Here is a 17,947-nt window from a genome sequence, read left to right as displayed (position 1 = left end):
AATCATGGGTTCATGCGTAAAGGGCGAATGGGTTTGCGTGCAACGGATTCGCGGGTGGCGGGATCGACGGCGGTCTTCGCTGATTGAGCGCGACGCTCAGTTGCGTACTGCCCGCGCTCCACGGCAGATAGCCCGCGAGCGCCCAGCGCTGCAGCAGTTCGGCGATCACCTTCAACTCGGTCTGCGCGGGCAGCAGACCGCTGTAGCGCGCTTGCCCGAGAACGGCGAACGAGAGCGTCGGCGTATCGGCGAGCAGTTGCTGCGGCCGGGCCTTTACGCGTTGCCAGAGTGCGAGCAGCGCGTCGGGATGACGGTCCGGCAGGCTGAGCGCCGCGCCGATCGTGCGGCCGCGCAACGCCGGCGGCCGCAGCGACAGCAGCACGGCGACGAAGCGCGGAATCTCCCGCGACAGGGCATCGAAGGCGGCGCGCTGCGCGGCGCTCATCTGCATGCGCGGATAGAGCCGCTCCCACACCGCTTCGAGCGCGCTCCACTGCGGATGCGGATACAGCGCGCGGCCCATCGCGACAGAAAGCTTTACGCGTATCCACGGCGCGGGATGCGGATCGTCGAGATTGATGCGCGTGACGAACGCGCGCGGCAGGCTCACCACGCTCATCAGTCCGACGCTCGCCGCGATGCCGACGCGCGACACCGCCCACAGGTCCGCGACGATCTCTCCGATCCAGCGATCCCAGGCGCGCCAGATCGTAGGCCCCTGTGCGAAGCGCGACGGCGACGCGCGCTTGTACGTGTTGGCGAGATCGAGCAGCGCCGAGGCCTGATGGCCCACCTCGTGATACAGCGACGCCGCGATGCCCGTGCCGACCATCCGCTCGCGCGGCATGCGGATCACCGCGACGGGGTTGTCGCCGCCGCCCGGCAAGCGCGTGCGCGCGCGCCGGATCGCCCCGCCGTGACCGCGCTCCACATAGCAGATGACGGGCGGCGGCGCGACCGGCACGCCCGGCTGCCGCAGCCCGTCCTGCGCGGCGACATCGAGGCCCGCGAGCCAGACGCCGGTGCCGTGCTGACTGCGCTGCGTGAGCACTTCCGCGAAGATCTCGAAGTGCGTGAGCGCGGCGTGGAAATACAGCTTCAGGAGCGCATAGCGGCGCTGCGCGCGGGCGACATTCGCGGGCGTGGCAGCGAGCGCGCGCAACTGCCGCAGAAATTGCGCGATGCGCTTGCGCAGTTGCTGGCGGGCCGCCTGCATGTGCCGTTCGATGGCGGACATCGCCTCGTCGCTGACGTTCGCGGCGGGGACCATCGGCATCTGCAGGGCGTACGGGAGTTGCGCGTCGAGCCGCGCCCGGATGCCGAGCGCTTCCTGTTCGAGCAGACGCAGCGCGTCGTGGCACGGGTTCATCGCGTTCGAGCCTCGCGGTTCAGTACGCCACGCGGCGCGGGCTCAGATAGAGGATGATGGCGCGCCCGTTGCGCGAACGCCGCCATTGGCCGCCCTGGGGAATCGCGGCCTGCGTATGCGTGCCGCAGTTCGGACACGGCGCGCTCGCGACGGGCGCGGCGGGCGCGACGCCGTCGTAGGCGGGTGCGCTCATGCCGCCGTCGTAATACGCGCCGGATGCCATGCGCGCGACGGGAAAGCGGCGGGCCGGCGCGCCGAAGATCGGCAGCGGCGCCTGACGCGCGGCCGCGATGCCGTTGCGCGAGATCGCGCGCATTGCCGGCAGCAGCCCCGGCGCGACCTGACGCGCGGCACGCAGGAACGCGATGCGCGCGGCGCGGGCGGGCGGCATCTGCTGCGGCATCGACGCGAGATGGTGGGTCGCATGCTGACCGATGCGTACGAGGCGGCGCGCGACTTCGAATTCGCGGTCCTCGTTGCTGAGGCCTTCGAGTTCGAGACCGAGCGCGCTGCCCGCCATGCTCGCGAGCTTGCCGCCGATCAGACCGCCCGCGCCGGGCACGACGAAGTTGCCGAGCGCGCTGCCGACGATCGGCAGGGCGGACTTCGCGGCGGAGCGCAGGATGCCGCCGAGCGCCTTGCCTGCCGACGATTTCGCGAAGTTGGTCGCCGCGCGCCCGACGGATTTGATCAGCCCGCCGAGGAATTGCTCCATCTCCTGTTCGTTGCTGACGGCGAGCAGTTCGGCGGCGAGTTCCATCTCCTGCATTTCGCCCGAGACTTCGGTTTCGAATTCGTTCTCGAACTCGTTTTCGCCGACTTCGAACTCCGATTCGAACTCGTTTTCATTCTCGAATTCCTGAGCCATTTCCCCTGCCGCTTCGGCCGACAGTTCCTGCTCAAACTCGTTATAGCCGGGGCCCCATCCGGTGGGCCGGGAACTTCCGATATCGTGCATTTTGTCGCTCCTTTGCGCTGGTTGGCGAGACTCGAAGCTCGCACGCAGCCCTATTTGCAGGGGCCGTGCCAGTTTGAAGGGAGCCGCGAGAGCCTTGTCCCGCAAGGGTTTCAGCGATGAGCGCAAGAAGCGCGGGCGAATGGCGCTTCGTTTCGCGCGAACGGGATGGGGGTGTGTCGCGAAGGGCGCTTCGCAGGGAGAGGGGGATTGGTTGGAACCGCTGGGGGAGTTGTGTCAGGGCCCGGAACGTTGACGTCCCGGACCCGCCTCGTGTCAGGCTAGTGCCACTTCGCGCTCTTGTGACGATTGCGGCCGATGACGTCCCACAGTTTCTTCGCCTGCTTCTGGACCGACCTGGCGTGCTCCTCGTGGTGAGGCTCAGCGTCTCCGGCTTGCGTGACCGTGGCGCCCCGCTTCGAGCGCTTGAATATCTCGGCGAATCTCATCGCAACCTCCTTCTGCGGCAGGGACACCGCGAGAATAGTGTACGCCGGTCCGATCAATGCACGCGAGGCCGATAAGCCACGCCAAACCGCGCCGATATGTCCATCAGGCGCTTATCGAGCGTCCAGATTTGCGCCCCGGGTGTCATCAACACCGAGCCCAGCAGCATCAGGTCGACCAGTCCGCAGCCGAGCCCGTAAAGCGCTTCGCGCTCAATGAACGCCATCACCTCTTCAACGCTGATCTGCTGAGCCTGCCGCAACAGGCCAATATCGCTCAACGTCCGCACGCGCGGCCCGGGCGGTGTCCCGCAGGCCAGCTCGCCTATCACCATCGGATGCGTCAACGCCCGATCCCACTCGATCAGTTCGACCAGTGCAGCATTGCGATGACGGAAGTGATCCACCCACACCGATGTATCGATCAGCACACTCGTCATGACCCGTCCGACTCGTCACGACGACGCGCGATATCGCCCATCTCCGGCGCGTTCCCGCCCAATGCTGCAAGCCGCTTCGCCGCCTGCACCCTCACGAATGTCTTGATCGCTTCCCGAAAGAGATCGGATTTGTCCATTTCCGGATCAGCCACCTCCAGCGCTTTTGCGTAAAGCGCATCGTCCAGCGTCACGGTCGTACGCATGGCATTTCTCCAAGATTATTCAATTGATGCAGTTTAGCATCAATCTAAGCATCTCGGCATTTCCTCTCGCGCGCATACGGTCGCTCAGATCCCATACACCCGCGCTGTATTGTCATGAAACAACCACAAGCGATCTTCGACCGGGTACCCCCGCACGATCTGCTTGAAACCATCGAAGATATCGGTCATGCGATCCACCACGCCATCCACCGGATAGTTGCTCGCGAACGAGCAGCGCTGCGTGCCGAACACATCGATCGCGTCGCGCACGACCGGCCCGTTCGCCTCCACGCTCCAGCGCTCGCCGGGAATGCAGATTCCGGAAATCTTCAGGTGCACATTGGGTTCCCGCGCGACCTTTTCGAGCGCCCTGCGCCACGCGCTCAAGCCTTCTTCCGATCGATCCGCGGGCAGCCCGCCATGATTGATGACGATCTGCGTGAATGGAAAATCACGCGCCAGTTCCGCGGCCTCGTTGAAATGCCACCAGAAAACCTGCAACTCGAAAAGCAGGCCATGCGCGTGCAACTTCGTGTAACCGTCACGCCATTTCGGATCGCGCATCGATCCCGGCGCCGAGAAGCTGTCCGTGTGCTCGGCGCGCGCCACGGCGGCCGGCTTGTGCCGAATGCCTTTGACCAGCGGATGACGGCCATAGACGCCGAGGACTTCATCGACGTCTTCACGATCGAGCCACGCCTGGCCGCTCATCGCGTGCGGAAAGCCGTGTTCGCGCCGCAGCGATTCGACCCAGCGCAATTCGCCCAGCGGATCGGCCGGATTCCATTCGCCTTCGATCAGCACCGTCTTCACGATCCTGTGATGCCCCGCCGCGCGCAAGTAATCGTCAGGCAGAAAGGTGCGGCGGATGCTGTCGTAATTGCCGTAGCGGAAGTTCTTCACCGGCTTGTCGGCAAGCCACGGATAGTAATTGCGCTCGACATCGAAGAAATGTTGATGCGCATCGGCGATGGGCAAATCATCGTCCGCGCCGGTTTCGAGGAAGCGGCGGCGAAGTTCCAATGCATCTGACATGGGCGATATCCCTAAACCTTCATGCGATAAAACCGCAGCGCGTTGCGGTAGAAAATCTTTTCCGACGCATCGCGTCCGAGCGGTTCGAGCATCGTTCTCATGCTGTCGACGAGCACGTCATAACTCACCCTCAATCCCGCGACGGGAAAGTTGCTGGCGAACATGCAACGATCGACGCCGAAGATCGAGACCGCATCGAGGACGATCCGGCGATTGTCGTCGTAGTTCCAAGGCGCATCTTTCAGGCCGAATTCCGAGAGCTTCACGAACACGTTCGACTGCCTCGCGAGCCGTTCCATGCCGCGTCGCCAGCGCGCGAGACCTTCATCGCTCCGGTCCCACGGAAAGCCCGTGTGATTCAACGCGATCTTCGTGTTCGGGAACGCGCTCGCCACGTCGGCGGCGTCGGCGAGATGCCAGGGCGGCACGCGCAAGTCCCACGAGAAACCGAACTTGTCGAGCAACGCGAATCCGCGCAGCCAGGCCGGGTCCCGCATCGTCCCGCGCCGATCGTCGAGCGGCGCATCGGGACGAGGCGACGTCACCGGCTTGGAACGAATGCCGCGCACGAGCGGATACGCGGCGTGTTGCGCGAGAATCTCCTCGGTGTCGGGTCGATCGAACCACGCATGTGCGATCACGGCGTTCGGAAAACCGGCCCTGTCATGCACCTCGTGGAGCCAGCGCGTCTCGGCGACCTGTTCGTCGCGGGCACGTTCGGCTTCGACATGCACCGTGCCGATCACCGGTTGCGCGCCGACCGTCGCGAGATAGTCCTCCGCAAGAAAGTCGCGGCAGATGCCGCGGTAATCGCCGAGGAAGAATGCGTCGTGATAATCGTCCTGCAACCACGGATAACGTCCCGTCGCAAGATCCCAGAGATGATGATGTGCATCGATGATCGGAATCTGGTCCGGCCCAATGTCTTTCATGTGCATGAGATGGGTCGATCAATGGTCCGGGAGAAAGCCGGTCGATACCCACGGCACGGCGACGAGCACGAGCAGCGCAACCGCGAGCGCTCCGAGATACGGCCACACGCGTTTCATCGCGCCGTCCGGATCGACCTTCGCAATCGCGCAGGCCGCATAGAAGCCCACGCCGAAGGGCGGCGCGAAAAGCCCGAGGCCCATCGCGAAGATGGCGACCATCGCGTAGTGGACGTCGTTGATGCCGAGCGAGCGCGCCACCGGGAACAGCAGCGGGCCGAACAGCACGATCGCGGGAATGCCTTCGAGGAAGCTGCCGAGCAGCACGAACGCCAGCGCCGATATCAGCAGAAAGCCCATCGAACCGCCGGGCGCTGTCGACATCAACAGCGCAAGCTCGCGCGAGAAGCCCGACTGCGTCAAGGCCCAGGCCATCGCGGTCGCACAGCCGATGATGATCAGAATCGCGCCCGACAGCGAAGCCGTGCCGACGATGATCGGATATAGACGGTTCCATTTGAACGAGCGATAGAAGATCAGACCGACGACGAACGTATACGCGACGCCGACCGAAGCGACTTCGGTTGCGGTGGCGATCCCTTCGACGACCGCCGCGCGAATCACGAACGGCAGCGCCAGCGCGGGTAGCGCGAACAGAAACGCGCGGCCGACTTCACGCGGCTTCGCGCGCGCGACTTCCTTCAGCTCGCGTTTGCGGTTCTTCATCCAGATGACGGCGATCATCGCGAGCGCGCCCACCACCGCCGGCATGAAGCCGCCCGTGAACAACGCGGAGATCGATACGCCCGTCACCGAGCCGATGGTGATCAGCACGAGACTCGGCGGAATCGTCTCCGACATCGCGCCCGATGCGCTCAGCATCGCGACCAGTTCGTTTTCGTCCTCGCCGCGCTTCTTCATCTCGGGAAAAAGCGCCGGCGCGACGGCGGCCATATCCGCGGCCTTGGACCCCGAAATGCCGCTGACCAGATAGATCGCGCCGATCAGCACATACGAGAGCCCGCCCTTGAAATGCCCGATCAGCGACGCGAGAAAGCGGATCATCGCCTGCGCCATGCCCATCGCTTCGATGAGCGCGCCGAGGAACACGAACAGCGGAATCGCGAGCAGGATCAGACTCGACATACCTTCGTCGATGCGGCCCATCACGACGAGCATGGGTGTCGCCGTCACCGTACTGAGATACGCGACGGTCGACAGGCCGAACGCCACCATGATCGGCACGCCGATCACCACCATGAACACGACGGCCACGACGAAGAAGATGACGAGGTTCCAGTTGCCCAGCGCGGTCATCGCGACCTTGAAGGTCATCAGCGCGGCCGCGACGCCGCCAACCGCGAGCGCCGAGATCACGAAGTGCAACGCGCGCGCCTGCTCCATGAGACGCGCGACGGAAATCGCGAGCATCAGCGTGAGACCGACCGCGAGCGCCGCGACGCGATAGCCGTTGGAGATTTCCAGCGCCGCGCTCGTGATCGCCCATTCTTCCGACACGTACTCCCACGCCGGCGACAACAGCATCATGATGAACGCGATGACGATCACCGCGCCGAAGGTATCGACGAATGCGCGCCTCGCGGGTTGCAGATGCGCGATGAACGTCGTGAGCCTCATGTGCTCGTTGCGCCGCAACGCGATCACCGTGCCCAGCATCGCGAGCCAGATGAAGAGCAGCGTCGCGAGCTCGTCGCCCCAGATCAGCGGATCGTGCAGCACGTATCGACAGAACACGTTGGCAAACAGCAGCACCACTTCGGCCACCACCAGCGCCGCGGCGCAGAGTTCGGTCGACCAGCGGATGCAGGCATCGAGAAGATGGCCCGCTCTTGCAACCGGCCCCAGCGGCTTGCTCGCGCTCGCCACGGGCATGGCCCCCAAAGAAACGTCAGTGCTCATGATCCGCTCCTTGCTCACGAAAGCTGCCCGGAATACTTCTCGAGCAGCGTCCACGCCGCATCGCCGTATTTCTTCTTCCACTCGGCGTAGAAGCCCTTTTGCTGCAGGTCGGTGCGGAACGCCTGTTGGTCGACCTTGTTGAACGTGACGCCCTTGGACGTGAGCATCGGCTCGAGACTCTGGTTGAGGCGGATGACTTCCTCGCGCTGCTTCATCGCCGCTTCATTGATGTTGCGCGCAACGATGTCCTGCACGTCTTTCGGCAACTTCGGCCAGGTCTTGCCGCTCGCGAGCAGCCAGAAGCCATTCCAGATATGACCCGTCAGCGAGCAGTACTTCTGCACCTCGTAGAAGCGCGCCGACTGCACCACGACGAGCGGATTCTCCTGGCCTTCGACGACTTTCGTCTGCAGCGCGGAGTACGTCTCGTTGATGCTGATGCCGGTGGGGGCCGCGCCGAAGGTCTTGAACATCGAAGTCCATAGCGGGCTGACCAGCACGCGGATCTTGAAGCCCTTCAGGTCGGCGGGCGTCCTGATGGGCCGCGTCGAACTCGTGATCTGCCGGAAGCCGTTGTTCCACACCTTGTCCATCGCGATGAGGCCGGTCTTTGCCGCTTCGGCGCGCACGTGCCGGCCGAGATCGCCGTCCATCGCGGCCCACACGGCGTCGTAGTCCTTGAAGGCGAAAGGCACGCTTTCGATCGACGCAACCGGTACGAGCGTCGAGAGAATCGCGCCGGGCAGCGGAATGAAATCGACGCCGCCCGCGCGGACTTGCGAGAGCATGTCGGTGTCGCCGCCCATCTGCGCGTTCGCGAAGACCTGAAGATCGACGCGGCCATTCGTCTCCTTTTTGATCGCGGCGGAGGCCTCGCGCATGTGCGCGTTGAGCGGATGACTGTCCGGCAGGCTGCTCGCATATTTGAGGACGATGGGCGCGGCCTGCGCGAATGTGCGGCTCGGCAGGCTCACGGCCGTTGCCGTGGCGGCCACGGCAAGTCCCGCCGTCGTCAGGAAATCCCGACGCGTGATGATTCGACTCATGTTTGTCTCCTGAACTCTGTCATGCGCGATGGATCGCGTCTGTTATTGCGCCAAGGCCACGACTGCCTTCTCTTCGATCAGCCGATCGACTTGCGCCGCCGAATAGCCCGACTCTCTCAACACTTCTCTCGTGTGCTGGCCGAGCAGCGGCGCGGGACGGCTTCCGGAACGCTTCGCATCGGAGAAGTGAATCGGCAGACCGAGGCCCCGGACCTTGCCGGCCAGCGGATGATCGGTCTCGACGACCATCTCGCGCGCGATCGTCTGCGGATGCGCGAGCGCCGCGACGATATCGAGCACCGGGCCCGCGGGCAGGCCGATGCGGTCGAACTGCGCCATCCATTCGTCCGTGCTTCGACGCACCAGCAGTCCGTTGAGGATCGCGACGAGCGCCTCGCGATGCTCGAGCCGCAGCGCGTTCGTCGTGAAGCGCGGGTCGTTCGCGAGTTCCGGCGCATCGAGCACGTCGAGCAGCCGTTCGTAGTTGCTCTGATTGGCCGCGCCGATGTTGATCCAGCCATCGCTCGTCTTGAAGACCTGATACGGCGCGCTCGTCGAATTGGCGGAACCCATCTTCGGCAGAATGGTGCCGTCCGCGAGATAGCTCGCCGCTGGCCAGAACATCTGCTGCAGGCCCGCTTCGAAGAGCGATGTGTCGACCATCTGCCCGCGCCCGGTGCGCAGCTTCTGCGCGTACGCCGCTGCGATGCCGAGCGCCGCGAGAATGCCCGAGTTGATGTCGGCCACGGGCGAGCCGGCCTTGACGGGCTCGCGTCCCTCTTCGCCCGTCATGCTCATCATGCCGCTCATGCCTTGCGCAATGAGGTCGAAACCACCCTTCTCGCCGAACGGACCGGTGCGGCCGAAACCCGAAATCGCGCAGTAGATCAGCCCCGGGTTGAGTTCCTTGAGCGTGTCATAGCCGAGGCCGAATTTCTCCATCGTTCCGGCGCGATAGTTCTCGGTGACCACATCCGCGTCCGCCAGCAAGCGCTTGAGGACTTCGCGGCCGCCTTCACTCTTCAGATTGAGGCCGATGCCGCGCTTGTTGCGATTGACGATCATGAACGACGCGGATTCGCCGCTCGGCAGAATCGGCGAGAAGCGGCGCGAATCGTCGCCGTCGGGCACTTTCTCGACCTTGACCACATCCGCGCCCATGTCGGCGAGCATCATGCCGCACACCGGGCCGGACATGATGTGCGCGAGTTCAACCACTTTCATTCCACTCAGCGGACCCATTTCACTTTCCCTTGAAGACTGGCTTCTGTTTTGCATTGAATGCTTCCGCGCCGATGCGAAAATCCTCGGTGTCGAAGCAATCGAAGGCGGATTCGATATCGGCGGCGGATAGTGCGGGCGATCGCGTCAGCGTGTTCGCAGCTTGCTTGTGCCAGCGTGCGACGAACGGCGCGCCGCGCGCGATGCGCCGTGCGGTGGCAATGGTTTCTTCCTCGACGGCATCGTCGGCGACGACGCGCGATGTCAGTCCTTTCGCGAGCGCTTCTTGCGCATTGAAGATGCGTCCTTCGAGCACGATCTCCATCGCGACCGGACGGCCCGCGAGACGAATCAGCGCGCCGAGTTCGGCAAAGGACATCGTGAGGCCGAGCTGTCCGACAGGCGCGCCGAAACGGCTCGATTCGCCGCAGATGCGGATATCGCAGAGCGACGCGATCTCGAGCCCGCCGCCGACGCACACGCCGTGAATCATGGCGACGACCGGATGACGGCAATGTTCAATCGCCTCCATTGCGGCTGTCGTGATCGCGGCATACGCGCGCGCCTGCTCGCGATTCGAACGAAGCGTGGCGAACTCGCCGATGTCAGCGCCCGCCGCGAACGCTTTCGATCCGGCGCCGCGCAGCACGACGCATCGAACGCCGTCATCGTCCGACAGACGATTCATCGCCGCGCCGAGATCGCGCCACATCGAGAGCGTGAGCGCGTTCATCTTCGCGGGGTTGTCGAGCGAAACGACGGCGATATCGCCGTCCCGCTCGATGGTCAGCATGTCTCCCATGTCTTCCTCAGGTCAGAACGATGCTTCGAGCATCGCGTGATAGTCGACGTCCGATGCATCGCGCGGATTGGTCTTGTGGCTGTGATCCTTCAACGCGCCCTTCACGATGTCGGAGAACATCTCGCGCGTCACGCCGACGCCGGATAGCGTCGTGGGCAGGCCGAGGCGGCTCGTCATCTCCCTGATCGAAGGCCCGACGTGCGCGGGATTCTCCAGTCCCATCGCCTGCGCGAGCCGTGCGAGCTTGCCTTCTTCCTGAACCGTCGGCGCATCCTGATTGAAGGCGATCACGGCAGGCAGAAAGATCGCGTTGAGCGTTCCGTGATGCAGACGCGGATTGATGCCGCCGAGCGAATGACTGAGGCTGTGCACGCATCCCAGGCCCTTCTGGAACGCGAGCGCGCCCTGCATCGACGCGCTCATCATGTTCATGCGCGCCACTTTGTCGTCGGGATGCGTCGTGGCGCGCTCGATGTGAAGCCACGCGCGCCACAGGCCGTCGAGTGCGATGCCGTCCGCCGCGGGATTGAACGCGGGCGCCATGAACGTCTCGATGCAATGCGCGATCGCGTCCATGCCGGTCGCGGCCGTCATCGTCGCGGGCAATTTCAGTGTGAGTTCGGGATCGCAGATAGCGGACTTCGGCACCACGAAGGGCGATATCACGCCGACCTTTCTGCCGTCGTCGAGAATCAGGATCGCGCCGCGTCCGACTTCGCTGCCGGTGCCGGCAGTCGTGGGAATCGCGATCACGGGCGCGGTGGCCGACGTGATGCGCGTAGCGCCGCCTTCGATCACGGCAAAGCTCTGCAACGGGCCATCGTGCGTCGCGCATACGGCGACGCCTTTCGCGAGATCGATCGACGAGCCGCCGCCCACCGCGATGATTCCGTCGCATCGCCGATCGGCGAACACGGCGACCGCTTCGCGCACGGCCGCTTCGTTCGGATTGGGCGGCGTGCCGTCATAGACCGGCGCGTCGTGAGCCGCGCTCAGCGCGGACAGCACCTTGTCGACGATGCCGGCCGCCCTGATGCCGCGATCCGTCACGATCAGCGGACGGCGGATGCCGACGCGTTCGCATTCGCTCTTCAGAAGCCGCAAGGCGCCGAACTCGAACTGTATCTGCGTGATGTAATTGATGAGGGCCATGTTGATCGACAGTTATAGGTACATAAAAACCCGAATAGAAGGAACCCTTATCGATGCGGGTTAACGTTAGGCCAGAAGCTTTGTACGATGCGGGTTTGATGCGGCAGTATAGGCAGCGGCCGAAATCGCCGGAATTGACAATAATGAATAGCGGTATAACTATTCCTCAACTCGCTCCATGACGCCTTCCCTCAACTCGATCATTTCCCGGCTGCATCTGAAGCAGTTGCGTCTGCTCATCGCGCTGGCCGATCATGGCTCGCTGCTCAGCGCGGCCAAGCAGGTTTCGCTCACTCAGCCGGGCGCGAGCAAGGCTTTGCACGAGATCGAAACGACCTTCGGGACGGCGCTTTTCAACCGGACGAGCCGCGGACTCGAACCGAACGACATCGGGCACTGCGTGATTCGTTATGCGCGGCTCATTCATACCGATGTCGCGCATCTGCGCGAGGAAATCGTCGGCATCATGCGAGGACATGGCGGACGTGTGTCGGTGGGCGTCATCATGGGTGCGGTGCCGCGCGTGATCGAAGCGATTTCGTCGCTGGTCACGCGGCATGCGGAGATGTCGGTGGAGATCGTCGAAGATACGAGCGCCGCGTTGCTGAGTCTCATCGACGCGGGACGGCTCGATCTCGCCGTGTGCCGCACGACCATCAGCCAGACGCCGTTTCTGTATGACAGCGTCAATCTGCAGGACGAGACGCTTGCCGTCATCGCGAACTTGAGTCACCCGTTTCAGAACGCGCGCAAGCTGCATCTGAAGGATCTCGCGGATGTGCGATGGGTCGTCTATCGCGCCAACATGCCGATGCGCATGCTGCTCGAACGCGAATTCCGCGAGGCCGAAATCCGCTTTCCTCGACATCTCGTCGAGACGACGTCGGCTTTTGCCACGCTTTCTCTGTTGCAAAGCAATCCGACTTTCGTCGCGCTCGTGTCCATCGATGTCGCGGAATTCTTCACCCGCCACGGCATGACGGGCATGCTGCCGCTCAGGCTTTCATCGAAGAGCGAGCCCTATGAACTGGTCACGCGACGAGGCGCGCCGATATCCGCGGGCGCACGTCTGCTCATGGAAGAACTGCTCGCGCAGCACGATCAGGCGGAAGACGTCTCGTGAGTCATGAGCGCGGGTTATAACCCTAGTCGCAACTCTCAGTATTCCGTCGTGAACGTCTTGTCTACACTCCGCCGCAGCCGAATCGACTCGGCAACGACATCAACGGAGACAGCTTCATGGACGAGACTTATCTGCGCAGGCACTTCTTCAAGAACATCGCGGCGCTGTCGGCCGGCGCGCTCGCGACATCCATCATTCCGGGTGGCGTGTCGGCGCAAACGCAGTCGCCGGCGGAGTGCGAGGCGGGTGTGATTGGCGCCGGCGGCCCCGACGTGCAACGCAGATACATCAGGACACCGACGGGTTATTTCATGGTGCTGCGCATGGGCGATAACGTCTTCGAGCATCTGACAACTTTCGCGCTGGCGGAGAACATTCCCGCGGCGTCGGTGACGGGCATCGGCTTCGGGCATCCGACGTTCGGCTTCTGGAACGCGACGAAGAAGGACTTCGATGCGAAGACCTTTCGCAATGTCGAGATGGGCAGCCTCGCCGGTTCGGTCGCGTGGAAGGAAGGCAGGCCGTCGATCCATATTCACGGCATTGCGGGCGACAGCAACTTCAATGCGTACGGCGGCCATCTGCTGAATCTGGAAGTGGGAACCGGCTCGATGGAACTCACGCTCGTCATTCATCAGAAGCGGCTCGAGCGCGCGGTCGATCCGTGCATCGGCGCCAATGTGCTGGGTATTGGCTGACGCTTCAGCGATGTCCCGTCAGGGCGAACTCGGTGGTCTTCACTGCGTCTGCCAGAAAGTCGACGAACGACGCGATGCGCGCGGAGATTGCCGTGTTGCGATAGTAGACGGCGTTGATCGGCTGACGCACTTCCTGCGTGTGACGCGCGAGAATCTGCACGAGCCTGCCCTCGCGCCGATCGCGCAAGGTCATGAAGTCCGACAGGCACACGATGCCCGCGCTTTCGAGCGCGAGATGCCGCAAGGTCTCGCCGCTCGATGACGCAATGTTCGGCGTGATCCGATAAGGCTCGTTGTCCGGGCCTGACAGCGGCCAGACATTGAGCGACTCCGGCTGCGTGAAGCCGAGCAGCGAGTGATTCGCGAGTTCGTCCACGCGCTTCGGAAGGCCGTGCGCCTGAAGATAGTCGGGTGTGGCGAGCACGCGAATGCGGCTGCTGCCGATCGAACGGCTGTGCAGCGTCGAATCCTTCAGCCTGCCGATGCGGATCGCGACATCGGTGCGACGCTCCAGCAGATCGATCACGCCTTCATTGCTGTTCAGCTCCAGCTCGACGTGCGGATAGCGCTCCCGATAACCCGCGACCAGCGGCACGATCACGTGCAGCATGAAGGGCGTCGCGGCATCGACGCGCAACAGTCCCGAAGGCCGTTCGCGGCGCGCGGCGATCTGTTCCTCCGCGCTTTCCACCGCGTCGATGATCTCGCGCGCGTGCTGCAGAAAGCTCCTGCCCTCCTCCGTCAGTTCCAGACGCCGCGTGGTCCTGCGTAATAGCGTGGTCTGCAGCTTCTCCTCGAGGCGTCCGAGCGTGCGGCTCGCGCCCGACACCGTCTGATCCAGTTGCTCGGCCGCGGCCGTGATGGAACCCGTGTCGACTACCGTCGCGAAGGTATGAAGCTCGTCGAGAGTGACTTTCATCGTTGATTTTTATTCAAGAGTCTTTCATTTATAGACCGGTTTTTGCGCAAAAGTAAAGTCGGCATACTGCGTTCGTCCATTCATCAACCGGAGAACGCATCCCATGAATCCGATTCCCGCTTTCGGTCTCGGCACTTTCCGCCTGAAAGACCAGATCGTCATGGATTCCGTGCGCAACGGTCTCGAACTCGGTTATGGCGCCATCGACACCGCGCAAATTTACGGTAACGAGGGCGAAGTCGGCGCGGCGATCGCCGCGTCGGGCGTGCCCCGCTCCGACATCTTTCTGACGACGAAAATCTGGATTGACAACTACGCGCGCAACAGGCTCGTGCCGAGCCTGAAAGACAGTCTCACGAAGCTGCGTGTCGATGAGGTCGATCTGACGCTGATCCACTGGCCCGCGCCGAACAACGGCGTTCCGCTCGACGAATTCATGAGCGCGCTCGCCGAATCGAAGACGCAGGGTCTAACGAGGCAGATCGGCATTTCCAACTTCAACATCGAATTGACGAAGCAGGCGATCGAAGTCGTTGGCCGCGAGCACATCGCGACCAATCAGATCGAGCTGAGCCCGTATCTGCAGAATCGCAAGCTCGTCGATTTCCTGCGTGAACAGGGCATTCAGGTCACGTCGTATATGACGCTCGCGTACGGCAAGGTGCTGAAGGACCCGGTCATCGGCGAGATCGCGAAGCGGCATCACGCGACGCCCGCGCAAGTGGCGCTCGCCTGGGCGCTGCAGCTCGGCTATGCGGTGATTCCGTCGTCGACGAAACGCGAAAACCTCGCGAGCAATCTGCTCTCGCAGCAGCTCAAACTGACCGCCGAAGACATGGCGCAGATCGCGGAGCTCGAACGCAATGGCCGTGAAGTGAGCCCGGAAGGACTCGCGCCCGCGTGGGACTGAACGGCCAGTCCGGGATAGGCTGTTTCGGCCAAAGCGTCGCCCGTGCGGGACGCGCAGCTTGCTGAGTTGCAGCCGAGAGGCTAAGACTTATTGGGTGCGAGGCAAAGGACGGGCCATCATGAGCAAGAACATCGTTTTCTGCGCGGACGGAACCTGGAACGGTCCGAACTCCGATCACGACAAGGATGGCATTCCGGACCCGACCAACGTATTCAAAGCGTTTCTTTTGCTGTCCGGTGAGCCGGACCCCGCTTCGACGCTCCTCGCCTCGGAACAGGAGATCGCGGAGCCGGGCCCCGATGGACAGGTCGCCAAGTATCTGCACGGCGTCGGCGATTCGCGCAATGTCATCACGAAACTGGTGGGCGGCGCTTTCGGCGACGGGATCATCGCGCGTATCGTGCGCGGCTATACGTACGTGTCGCGCAACTACAGGCCGGGCGATCGCATCATCCTGACGGGGTTCAGCCGCGGCGCGTACACGGCGCGCGCGCTCGGCGGCATGATCGCGAACGTCGGCCTGCTCGATACCAGTCGCTACGACGTAGAGGACAAGGCGCTTGCCTATCGGATGGGCATTCTTGCGTGGCGGAAGTATCGCGAGTCGCGGCCGCCGGCGCGCGATACGGGCGGTGGGCTGAAGGGTCTGCTCGAGAAAATCGTCAATTTCACGCCGGCGCTCGCGCTCACGAGACTGCAGCCGGAGGACACCGTGCCCGTCGATGAGATTCGGGCGATCGGCGTATGGGACACGGTCGGCGCGCTCGGCATTCCGCTCTATCTGGACGATGAAGACTCGAGCGTCGATCTGTTTCGCTTCGCCGACACGGCACTCAGTCCGAATGTGAAGTTCGGCATCCACGCGATCAGCCTCGATGAGCAACGCGGCGATTTCACCCCGACGCTCTGGGACAGCCGCGACGGCATCAGGCAGGTGCTGTTCGCGGGCGCTCATGCAGATGTGGGAGGTGGTTATCCGAGCGGCGAATCGGGCCTTTCCGATATCGCGTGTGAATGGATGCTGAATCGCCTGGCCGATCCGGCAATCGGCTTGCGACTCAAGCAGCAGCCGTGGTCGCTGAAGCCCGATTTCCTCGGCGCGTCGCATTCGCCCTGGAAACAAGCGCCCTTCTTGCTGCGTCCATCCGGCCCGCGTGGTCCGTTCGCGTTTCCGCAGGATATCGGCGCGCATGTTTCCGTCGCGCAGCGCTTGGGACTTGTTACGGTAGCCGGCAGGCCCGTGCCAATGCCGAATCCCTATCTGCCTGCCGTACTCGGGACGGCCTTCACGACACACACGAACTGGGTGACGGCCTGAGGGAAGCGTCTTCAGCCTGTCTGTATAACGGCGTGGGTCGAACTAGACAGTTAGTTGCGCGTCGTTTCCGGGGTTGCCTTATTGACCCCGGCCCTTGGCGGATCGAGTCTTTTGAAAGACGTAGCCGGAGAAACCGTCTCTCAGATCCGGATACTTCTGGATCATGGCTTCGACGAGTTCGCCCGATGGATCGATGCCCAACCTGCGCAGCGTCAGTTTTCCGCCGGGGCTCGTCCGGTAGGTGCGCCGCCAGTCGTCGCGCTGTCGCGGCGCTGCCGCCTCGTATTCTTCCCAGCCACGACGAACTTCGTCGACGATCCGGTTCTGGGCGTTGACGTCCTGCGCGGCCACCTGCAAGGCGAAGCGCGTTTCGGACTGCTGTTTCGCCTCGGTCTCTCGTCGATCGGTCAGCGCCAGGTCTTCCTGGATCTGCACCATCTGACGCTCGGCGTCGGAGACGATCCATCCTTCCTTCAGGGCCTTCATGAAGAAGCCCGCGGGACTCTTCGACACCTTGCCCAACTTCAGGCTGAAGCGCGTGCGTTCGACCGCCTGCTCGAGACGTTGATCGGTGTAGGTTTCGCGGTCGGAGGCGATCTGATTGAATTGCGCGCTGGAGAGGCCGATTTCCTGCTTCAACGTCTGATAGAGGGCCTGCGCGTGCTCGTGCGTATGGAGCAGGCGCTCGGCCATCTCCTTGCGCTCGACACGAAAGCGCATCCGCCCGATCTTGCGGGAGCCCGGTTCGTTGCGTGTTTCGTACGACAGCGACAGATCAGAGACGTCGTTGATCTGGTCCACGGCAGGCGCGAGCCAGTCCCGCTTGAAATACTTGAACTCCTGCGCCTTCGCGCCCATCGTGCCTTGCCAGGCGCGCAACTCGTCGAGCGTGAACCAGTCCGTCATGCCGTCGCCGGCGTAGGGAAGAAGATGGTCGTACATCACGCGCGCATAGCTGAGCGTGAAGAGAGAGGTAATGCGAAGGCTCAGCCAGTGAGACTTGCCGGGGCCGCGGATGATGCCGATCAAATCGGGAGGCACACGGAACTGAAACCGGCCGCCCACGTACGAGATACGGCCGATCAGCTGAACCGACCCGAACGGTTTGGAGCCGTCGACATCGGCTTCGGCCGTGGCCTGAATCAGCGCCCGCTGCGCCTCGGTAATCACCTGTTCGAGGTGCGCGTTGTTCCGGCTCGAGTAGCGCATGAGCCACTTGAAGTAGTCGAGCTCGACGTCATACAGGTCGTGTATCTTTTCCTCCTGCGCAACGATGAAGTACGCCGCGTCGATGAGGCGTCGAGCCGCCACGCCGAGATCGACGATACGGATCAGAACGTTCTTCCGAGAAAATCCGATGTCCGTGCGAGCAGAATCGACGGGCAAGCCTTCCGCGTTTGCATCGTCGAATAGCGCCAGCGCCAGTTGTCTGGACGTGGCTACCTGCCCTCCTGTCGTCAT

18 protein-coding genes are annotated in these 17,947 nt (G+C 63.3%); 4 read left to right on the top strand and 14 right to left on the bottom strand.

Annotated elements, in window-relative coordinates; translation table 11 throughout:
* Positions 1-10 precede the first annotated feature (10 nt).
* The 12 genes from NK8_RS21670 to NK8_RS21615 form a co-directional block, all read right to left on the bottom strand.
* Positions 11-1,369, bottom strand: a complete 1,359-nt coding sequence (locus NK8_RS21670; protein WP_213231027.1) for a hypothetical protein — start codon at positions 1,367-1,369, stop codon at positions 11-13.
* Between the two features lie 19 nt (positions 1,370-1,388).
* Positions 1,389-2,327 (bottom strand): hypothetical protein, encoded by a 939-nt coding sequence (locus tag NK8_RS21665; RefSeq protein WP_213231026.1) that lies wholly within the window; start codon positions 2,325-2,327, stop codon positions 1,389-1,391.
* A 278-nt stretch (positions 2,328-2,605) separates the two neighbouring features.
* Positions 2,606-2,773 carry a hypothetical protein gene (locus NK8_RS21660; RefSeq protein WP_167390482.1) on the bottom strand — a complete coding sequence of 56 codons (168 nt, stop codon included), beginning with the start codon at positions 2,771-2,773 and terminating at the stop codon, positions 2,606-2,608.
* Between the two features lie 53 nt (positions 2,774-2,826).
* Complete coding sequence (locus NK8_RS21655; RefSeq protein ID WP_162068829.1) at positions 2,827-3,210, bottom strand: type II toxin-antitoxin system VapC family toxin; 384 nt, start codon at positions 3,208-3,210, stop codon at positions 2,827-2,829.
* Entirely contained in the window at positions 3,207-3,413 is a 207-nt protein-coding gene (locus NK8_RS21650) for a type II toxin-antitoxin system VapB family antitoxin (protein WP_213231025.1), read from the bottom strand. Before NK8_RS21650 ends, NK8_RS21655 begins: the two co-directional genes overlap by 4 nt.
* Before the next feature lie 84 nt (positions 3,414-3,497).
* Complete coding sequence (locus NK8_RS21645) at positions 3,498-4,448, bottom strand: amidohydrolase (protein ID WP_213231024.1); 951 nt, start codon at positions 4,446-4,448, stop codon at positions 3,498-3,500.
* A gap of 11 nt (positions 4,449-4,459) precedes the next feature.
* Complete coding sequence (locus NK8_RS21640; RefSeq protein WP_213231023.1) at positions 4,460-5,386, bottom strand: amidohydrolase; 927 nt, start codon at positions 5,384-5,386, stop codon at positions 4,460-4,462.
* 12 nt (positions 5,387-5,398) lie between these two features.
* A complete protein-coding gene (locus NK8_RS21635) occupies positions 5,399-7,297 on the bottom strand; it encodes a TRAP transporter large permease subunit (RefSeq protein WP_213231022.1) in 1,899 nt (632 codons plus the stop codon).
* Positions 7,298-7,311: 14 nt separating this feature from the next.
* Positions 7,312-8,343, bottom strand: a complete 1,032-nt coding sequence (locus tag NK8_RS21630) for a TRAP transporter substrate-binding protein (protein WP_213231021.1) — start codon at positions 8,341-8,343, stop codon at positions 7,312-7,314.
* A gap of 42 nt (positions 8,344-8,385) precedes the next feature.
* Complete coding sequence (locus NK8_RS21625) at positions 8,386-9,567, bottom strand: CaiB/BaiF CoA-transferase family protein (RefSeq protein WP_213231020.1); 1,182 nt, start codon at positions 9,565-9,567, stop codon at positions 8,386-8,388.
* Positions 9,568-9,586: 19 nt separating this feature from the next.
* Entirely contained in the window at positions 9,587-10,366 is a 780-nt protein-coding gene (locus NK8_RS21620) for an enoyl-CoA hydratase/isomerase family protein (RefSeq protein ID WP_213231018.1), read from the bottom strand.
* Positions 10,367-10,378: 12 nt separating this feature from the next.
* A complete protein-coding gene (locus NK8_RS21615) occupies positions 10,379-11,518 on the bottom strand; it encodes an iron-containing alcohol dehydrogenase (protein ID WP_213231017.1) in 1,140 nt (379 codons plus the stop codon).
* Positions 11,519-11,696: 178 nt separating this feature from the next.
* On the opposite strand from NK8_RS21615, the gene NK8_RS21610 reads away from it, so the two are divergent.
* The gene (locus tag NK8_RS21610; protein WP_213231015.1) at positions 11,697-12,641 is read left to right on the top strand and encodes a LysR family transcriptional regulator; all 945 of its coding nucleotides are present in this window, start codon (positions 11,697-11,699) and stop codon (positions 12,639-12,641) included.
* A 116-nt stretch (positions 12,642-12,757) separates the two neighbouring features.
* Positions 12,758-13,339, top strand: coding sequence for a PPC domain-containing DNA-binding protein (locus NK8_RS21605; protein ID WP_213231014.1), 582 nt, complete (start codon positions 12,758-12,760; stop codon positions 13,337-13,339).
* Positions 13,340-13,343: 4 nt separating this feature from the next.
* Here NK8_RS21605 and NK8_RS21600 read toward each other — a convergent pair whose 3' ends face one another.
* Positions 13,344-14,258, bottom strand: coding sequence for a LysR family transcriptional regulator (locus tag NK8_RS21600; protein WP_213231013.1), 915 nt, complete (start codon positions 14,256-14,258; stop codon positions 13,344-13,346).
* A 103-nt stretch (positions 14,259-14,361) separates the two neighbouring features.
* Between NK8_RS21600 and dkgB the strand changes: the two genes are divergently transcribed.
* Positions 14,362-15,168 carry a 2,5-didehydrogluconate reductase DkgB gene (dkgB, locus tag NK8_RS21595; protein WP_213231012.1) on the top strand — a complete coding sequence of 269 codons (807 nt, stop codon included), beginning with the start codon at positions 14,362-14,364 and terminating at the stop codon, positions 15,166-15,168.
* Between the two features lie 118 nt (positions 15,169-15,286).
* The gene (locus NK8_RS21590) at positions 15,287-16,486 is read left to right on the top strand and encodes a DUF2235 domain-containing protein (protein ID WP_213231011.1); all 1,200 of its coding nucleotides are present in this window, start codon (positions 15,287-15,289) and stop codon (positions 16,484-16,486) included.
* A gap of 78 nt (positions 16,487-16,564) precedes the next feature.
* Here the strand turns inward: NK8_RS21590 and NK8_RS21585 are convergent, their stop codons facing one another.
* Positions 16,565-17,947, bottom strand: coding sequence for a replication initiation protein (locus NK8_RS21585; RefSeq protein ID WP_213231009.1), 1,383 nt, complete (start codon positions 17,945-17,947; stop codon positions 16,565-16,567).

Origin of the sequence: Caballeronia sp. NK8, from assembly GCF_018408855.1 — a bacterium.
GTDB lineage: Bacteria > Pseudomonadota > Gammaproteobacteria > Burkholderiales > Burkholderiaceae > Caballeronia.
Note: the sequence above shows the minus strand (reverse complement) of the source record. Positions and strands in the feature narration are given on the sequence as shown.